This window comes from Rhodococcus sp. NPDC127527 (assembly GCF_042672245.1).
Lineage (GTDB): Bacteria > Actinomycetota > Actinomycetes > Mycobacteriales > Mycobacteriaceae > Rhodococcus_G.
This window is the reverse complement of sequence record NZ_JBHXVP010000001.1, coordinates 590,256-596,342: the sequence shown is the minus strand read 5'-3', so window position 1 is coordinate 596,342 and position 6,087 is coordinate 590,256. Positions and strand designations below refer to the sequence as shown.

5 protein-coding genes are annotated in these 6,087 nt (G+C 71.6%); 3 read left to right on the top strand and 2 right to left on the bottom strand.

Features of this window, described 5'->3' with window-relative positions; genetic code table 11:
• From ACFVH2_RS02760 to ACFVH2_RS02750, 3 genes are all read left to right on the top strand, one after another.
• Positions 1 to 1,785: Ig-like domain repeat protein (locus ACFVH2_RS02760; protein ID WP_378475687.1), on the top strand; the 1,785-nt coding region annotated here is incomplete at its 5' end.
• A gap of 135 nt (positions 1,786 to 1,920) precedes the next feature.
• Entirely contained in the window at positions 1,921 to 3,264 is a 1,344-nt protein-coding gene (locus tag ACFVH2_RS02755) for an MFS transporter (RefSeq protein WP_378421304.1), read from the top strand.
• A gap of 1 nt (position 3,265) precedes the next feature.
• Positions 3,266 to 4,732: a pyridoxal phosphate-dependent decarboxylase family protein gene (locus ACFVH2_RS02750; RefSeq protein WP_378421302.1), complete on the top strand. Its 1,467-nt coding sequence runs from the start codon at positions 3,266 to 3,268 to the stop codon at positions 4,730 to 4,732.
• 15 nt (positions 4,733 to 4,747) lie between these two features.
• On the opposite strand, the gene ACFVH2_RS02745 is transcribed toward ACFVH2_RS02750, so the two are convergent.
• Together ACFVH2_RS02745 and ACFVH2_RS02740 are read right to left on the bottom strand one after the other, a co-directional pair.
• Positions 4,748 to 5,272 carry a GyrI-like domain-containing protein gene (locus ACFVH2_RS02745; RefSeq protein WP_378421300.1) on the bottom strand — a complete coding sequence of 175 codons (525 nt, stop codon included), beginning with the start codon at positions 5,270 to 5,272 and terminating at the stop codon, positions 4,748 to 4,750.
• Between the two features lie 211 nt (positions 5,273 to 5,483).
• On the bottom strand, positions 5,484 to 5,930 hold the full coding sequence (locus tag ACFVH2_RS02740; protein ID WP_378421298.1) for a Fur family transcriptional regulator: 447 nt from the start codon (positions 5,928 to 5,930) through the stop codon (positions 5,484 to 5,486).
• Between the last annotated feature and the right edge of the window lie 157 nt (positions 5,931 to 6,087).

Sequence of the window (6,087 nt, the reverse complement as noted above, 5' to 3'; positions counted from 1 at the left end):
GTCGACACGACCACCACCCTCAACGTCCCGGCCACCGCCAAGACCGGCACCGCCGTCGACCTCACCGCCACCGTCGCCCCCGCGGGCGCCACCGGCACCGTCCAGTTCAAGGACGGCACCAACAACATCGGCAACGCCGTCCCCGTGAACAACGGCACCGCCACCCTCAACCACACCTTCACCACCACCGGCGCGCACTCCATCACCGCCGTCTACAGCGGCGACGCCGGCAACAAGCCGTCCACCTCCGCCGCGGCCAACGTCGACGTCTCGGTGAACATGGCCGACACCACCACGACGCTGAACGTCCCGGCCACCGCCAAGACCGGCACCGCCGTCGACCTCACCGCCACCGTGGCCCCCGCGGCTGCGACCGGCACGGTCGAGTTCAAGGACAGCGCAACGGTTCTCGGCAGCGTGCCCGTCAACAACGGCACCGCCACGCTCAACCACACCTTCACCACCAACGGCGCACACGCCGTCACCGCCGTGTACTCCGGCGATGCGGGACACAACACCTCGACCTCGGCCGCGGCCAACGTCGACGTGTCGACCGACCCGGTGATCGTCGACACGACCACCACCCTCAACGTCCCGGCCACCGCCAAGACCGGCACCGCCGTCGACCTCACCGCCACCGTCGCCCCCGCGGGCGCCACCGGCACGGTCCAGTTCAAGGACGGCACCAACAACATCGGCAACGCCGTCCCCGTGAACAACGGCACCGCCACCCTCAACCACACCTTCACCACCGACGGCACGCACGCGGTCACCGCCGTCTACAGCGGCGACGCCGGCAACAAGCCGTCCACCTCCGCGGCGGCCAACGTCGAGGTCTCGACCGACCCGGTCGTGGTGGACACCACCACCACCCTGAACGTCCCGGCCACCGCCAAGACCGGCACCGCCGTCGACCTCACCGCCACCGTCGCCCCCGCGGGCGCCACTGGCACCGTCGAGTTCAAGGACGGCGCAACGGTTCTCGGCACCGCGCCCGTCAACAACGGCACCGCCACGCTCAACCACACCTTCACCACCAACGGCGCACACTCCATCACCGCCGTCTACAGCGGCGACGCCGGCAACAAGCCGTCCACCTCCGCTGCCGCCAACGTCGACGTCTCGACCGACCCGGTGATCGTCGACACCACCACCACCCTGAACGTCCCGGGCGAGGCGACCACCGGTGAGTCGGTGGATCTCTGGGCGCTCGTCACCGGCCCGGACAACGCTCCCGCGGCGGGCGGCACCGTCCAGTTCAAGGACGGCAGCACCAACATCGGCGGCGCGATCGCGCTCGACAACAACGGTGGCGCGAAGCTCGCGCACACCTTCACCACCGCCGGCAGCCACTCCGTCTCCGCCGTCTACACCGGCACGGACGGCTTCAACGGCTCCACCGGCGCGGCCAAGACCGTCACCGTCAAGGACCCGGCTCCCGTCGAGGTGAACACGGTGACCACCCTGAACGCGCCGGCGACGGCCACCAAGGGTGATCCGGTCAACCTGACGGCCACGGTCAAGACGGAGAGCGGCGACCCGGTCACCACCGGCACCGTCCGCTTCATGGACGGCACCACCCCCATCGGTGAGGCCGTGAACGTGGTCAACGGGCAGGCCGTTCTGCCGCACGCGTTCGGTCAGACCGGTGCCCGGCAGGTCACCGCGGTGTACACCGGCGCCACCGGATTCAAGGAGTCCACGTCGGCGGCCTCGACGGTGACTGTCTCCGCGGCCACCACCGGCCCCGGTGGCGGATCACTCGGCAGCCTGTTCGGCTCGTAGTACCCACCTGACGAACGCCCCTCACCGATAGCGGTGGGGGGCGTTCGTCGTCTGCCGGTTTCACGTGAATCGGCCCGCAAATTTCCCTCGCGCACAACGCTCCCGGAGGTGGGCTCGATGTCCTATGTTGGCCGGATGACCATGGCTCCCCCGCGACTGAGCAGATCGACCGTCGCCGGCTACTCGCTCGGCTCGGTCGGGACCGGCGGCTTCGCCACCCTCCCGGGACTGGTGCTCGCGTACTACCTCACCGACACACTCGCGGTGCCGGCCGCGGCGGCGAGCGTCGTGGTCTTCGCACCCAAGGCCCTCGACGTCCTCGTCAACCCGATGATCGGGTCCCGCAGCGACGCCGAGGCCGCCCGCACCGGCACCCGCAGGCGGTTCCTGCTGCTCGGCGCACTCACCCTGCCGATCTTCTTCGCGCTGACCTTCGCGGTTCCCGCCGGTCTCTCCGCGACGGCCGGATGCCTGTGGGTCGGTGCGGCTTTCATCCTGTCCGCGATCGCCTTCAGCCTCTTCCAGGTGCCCTACATCGCACTGCCCGCCGAACTCACCCAGGACTACCACGAGCGATCCCGGCTGATGTCGTGGCGGGTCGCCCTGCTCGGGGTCGCGATTCTGCTGTTCGGCGCGGGCGGACCCGCCCTGCGGGGCGAGGTCGGCGGCCGGCCCGGCTATCTCGCGATGGGCGTGGTCGCCGGCCTGCTGCTCGGCCTCGGCATGCTGGCCGCTTGGTCGATCGCGCCCCGTGGTCCCGCCGTGTCACCGTCGGATTCGGCTGCCACGCACGGCTTTTCCGATGCGCTGGCGGCCGCACGCTCTAGTGAGCCGTTCCGGATCCTGCTGATCACCTTCGTGCTGCAGGCCCTCGCGACCGGCGCGATGCTCGGTGCGGCGCAGTACGTCGCGACCTACATCCTGGACTCGGAAGCGGCGGTGTCGATCCTGTTCGCCGCGCTGGTGGCACCCGCGGTCGCGGTGATGCCGTTGTGGATCCGCCTGGTGCGCGCCTGGGGCAAGCAGCGCGCGTTCCTGCTCGCGTCCGGACTGTTCGTCGCCGCCGACGTCGCCCTGCTCGGCCTCCTCGCCGGCCCCGGACCGTGGGTGTACGCAGCCGTCGGGGTAGCCGGAATCGGTTACGCCGGAATGCAGATGCTGCCGATGTCGATGCTGCCCGACGTGATCACCGACCACGAGGAACGCGGTGACGGCGCCGTGCGGGCGGGTGCGTTCAGCGGGGTGTGGACGGCCGCCGAGACGATCGGCATGGCACTCGGACCGGCCCTGGTCCTGGTCATCCTGGCAGTCACCGGGTTCGTGTCGTCGAGCGGCGACCAGGTCGCCGAGCAGTCGTCGGCCGCCCTGACCGGAATCGTGCTGGCGTTCACCGCCGCCCCCGCCGTGCTTGTCGCCGTGAGCATGCTGATCCTGCGCCGGTACCGACTGGCCGCCGAGGAACGAAACAGAGGACGTTAGAGTGGAATTCGAACGCACCCCCGCCGAGATCCTGGCCGAGCTGGACGAGCTGCGCGCGGCCGACGCACCGACCGCAGGCGGCCACCTGCTGTCCTACGTGTACGACCCCGGCGTCGCCGAACTGGACGACCTCGCCGCGGCTGCGGCCCGAAAGGCGCAGTCGCTCAACGGCCTGGACCCCACCACCTTCCCGTCGGTCGCCTCGCTCGAGAGGGACCTCGTGGGCCTGGCCCGGACCGTCCTCGCCGACGGAGTCGAGGGGGTGGTCGGCTCCGTCACCAGTGGCGGCACCGAGAGCTGCCTGCTCGCGGTCAAGTCCGCGCGCGACAGCTGGCGGGCCGCCACCGGCAGAGACGACCGGCCCACGCTGGTGATCGGGTCCACCGCGCACGCCGCGTTCATCAAGGCCGCGCACTACCTGGACCTGCACCTGCGGGTGCTGCCGGTCGACGCCGACACCTGCCGGCTGCGACCCGACGACGTCGCTGCCGCACTCGACGAGACCGTCGCGCTGGTGGTCGCGTCCACCCCGTCGTATCCGCACGGCGCACTTGACCCGGTCGGCGAGATCGCGGAAGTGTGTGCGGCGCACGGTGTTCCCGTGCACGTGGACGGGTGCATCGGCGCCTGGGTGCTGCCGTGGTGGCCGGGCGGGGACGAGCGGCCCGCCTGGGACCTGCGGGTGCCGGGCGTCGCGAGCCTCTCGGTGGACCTGCACAAGTACGGCTACGCCCCGAAGGGCGTGTCGGTGCTGCTGTACCGCGATCGCGACCGGCATCGTCGGCAGTGGTTCGCGACCAGCGCCTGGCCCGGCTATGCGGTGGTCAACCCGACCATCCTCGGTTCGCGCACCGTGATGCCGATCGCCGCGGGCTGGGCGGTCTCGCAGGCGTTGGGCCGCAGCGGATTCGAGGAACTGACCGGCCAGATCGCACGCGCGGCCGAGCAGCTCCGCAAGGTCGTGGACGCGACGGAAGGCCTGCGGGTGGTCGGCGATCCGGTCGGTCCGCTGCTCGCGGTGGCCGCCGACCCGGACGTTCCCGCGCCGCGACGGGTGGACCCGCACCGCTGGGCGGACGCGGCGAAGGAGCTGGGCTGGGTGCTGCAGCCGCAGCCGGGCCGGCGACAGTCCGACGGCACCGAGCTGCCGCGGACCACCCACCTGACCGTCACCCCGGTCACCGAGGCGGTGGTCGGCGAGCTCGGCGACGCGTTGGTCAGCGCGGCCGACAGGGTGCGCGGCGTGCCCGGCGCGCAGGCACCGGCGGACTTCGTCGCCGCCGCAGGTCAGATCCGCCCCGAGGACCTCACCAGCGAGAACTGCGCCGCGGTGCTCGCGATGGTCGGGCTCCAACCGGGCGGCGGGCTCGACGGTCCGGTGGCCGAGCTGCTCGCGCTCATCGAGGCCTTGCCCGAACCGGTCGCGGAGCGGCTGCTGGTCGAGTTCCTCGCCCGGTTCATGGAGTAGGCGCCCGCACCCGCCTCAGGTGGTAGCGGCGGCCCGGTCGATCGGGACGATCAGGTCGGTGCGCATGGTCGCCGGATCGGCCTCCGGGGACGGCTGCGTGACGTACACCTCGACCATGGTGCCGTCACGGAGCGTGGCACCGCCGGCCTGGACCGCCGTCATGAGCTTCCCCCATGCGGTCGGCAGGCCGTCGTAGGCCCCCAGGTGGGAGAGGGTGGCGGCGGGGCCGGCCGGCAACTCCGAGCCGACCACGACGGCCCCGTCGACGTCGATCGGCGCGGCGAGCGGCTGCGCCACGGGGAATCCGATCTCGAGGTCGAAGACCGTCGCCGGGTCGCCGCGGTAGATCGCGACGGCCGGACCGGCGGGGGTCAACTCACCCGCGGCGATGGCGGCGCCGAGAGCCTGGAATCCGGTGTCGAACAGGCCTGCCAGATCCGCCATGGTGACGGCGCCGTGCCTGATGACGGCGAAGGTCGTCGCGTCGAGATCGAGCCAGGCGACCTCGGTGTTCGGCGCTGCGGGGAACGGAAGGGGCATGGTGGACCTCCTGGCCTCGGGGCGTACAGGGCAGAGTCCGCCTCAGTGTAGGGCGGGCGGGCCGCGAACCGACTCGTCCGGCACCGGCGGCGGGGCCGCGGCGGGAGGATGATGGGCGGTAGGCACAACTGCGGGGAGGCAGTCATGGATACCGTCGTTCTGTTCCTTCTGGCCTGCGCGGTGTACTGGTGGTCCAACTGGTGACGCGAGCTCAGATCGGCGAACGATCCTCGCCCCGGCAGGCCGGGCAGAGCCCCCAGAACACGACCTCGGCCTCGTCGACGATGAACCCGTGCGTGTCGGACGGCTCCAGGCACGGGGCCTGGCCGACGACGCAGTCGACGTCGACGACGGTGCTGCATCCGCGGCACACGAGGTGATGATGGTTGTCCCCGGTCCTGGTCTCGTACCGGGCCGGGGAGCCCGCGGGTTCGATCCGCCGGAGCAGTCCGGCGGACACGCAAGCCTTGAGCACGTCGTAGACGGCCTGAGTGGACACCGAGCCCAGTTCCGCGCGAACCTCGGCAGCCACCCCGTCGGCATCCGAATGCGGATGCGCGGCAACCGCATTGAGCACGGCCACACGCGGAGCGGTGACCCGCAGCCCGGCCGTGCGCAACTGCGCGCGGGCACCGGGGTACTCACTCGCGTCAGGCATGGTCCCAGTATGCGCCCATTCTGGAACAAGTCAAGAAAACGCCGGGGGGGGGGGCCCCCCCCCCCCCCGGCGGCCCCCCCCCCCCCCCCGCGGCCCCCCGCGGGGGGGGCGGCGGCGGGGGGGTTTAAAAAAAAGGGGCGGCCCCCCACCAAACCAC

Bases quoted from the DNA above. Each gene is read 5' to 3' on its own strand.
- ACFVH2_RS02745 (WP_378421300.1), bottom strand. From the start codon at position 5,272: ATGCCCCTTCCGTTCCCCGCAGCGCCGAACACCGAGGTCGCCTGGCTC.
- ACFVH2_RS02740 (WP_378421298.1), bottom strand. From the start codon at position 5,930: ATGCCTGACGCGAGTGAGTACCCCGGTGCCCGCGCGCAGTTGCGCACG.
- ACFVH2_RS02755 (WP_378421304.1), top strand. From the start codon at position 1,921: ATGACCATGGCTCCCCCGCGACTGAGCAGATCGACCGTCGCCGGCTAC.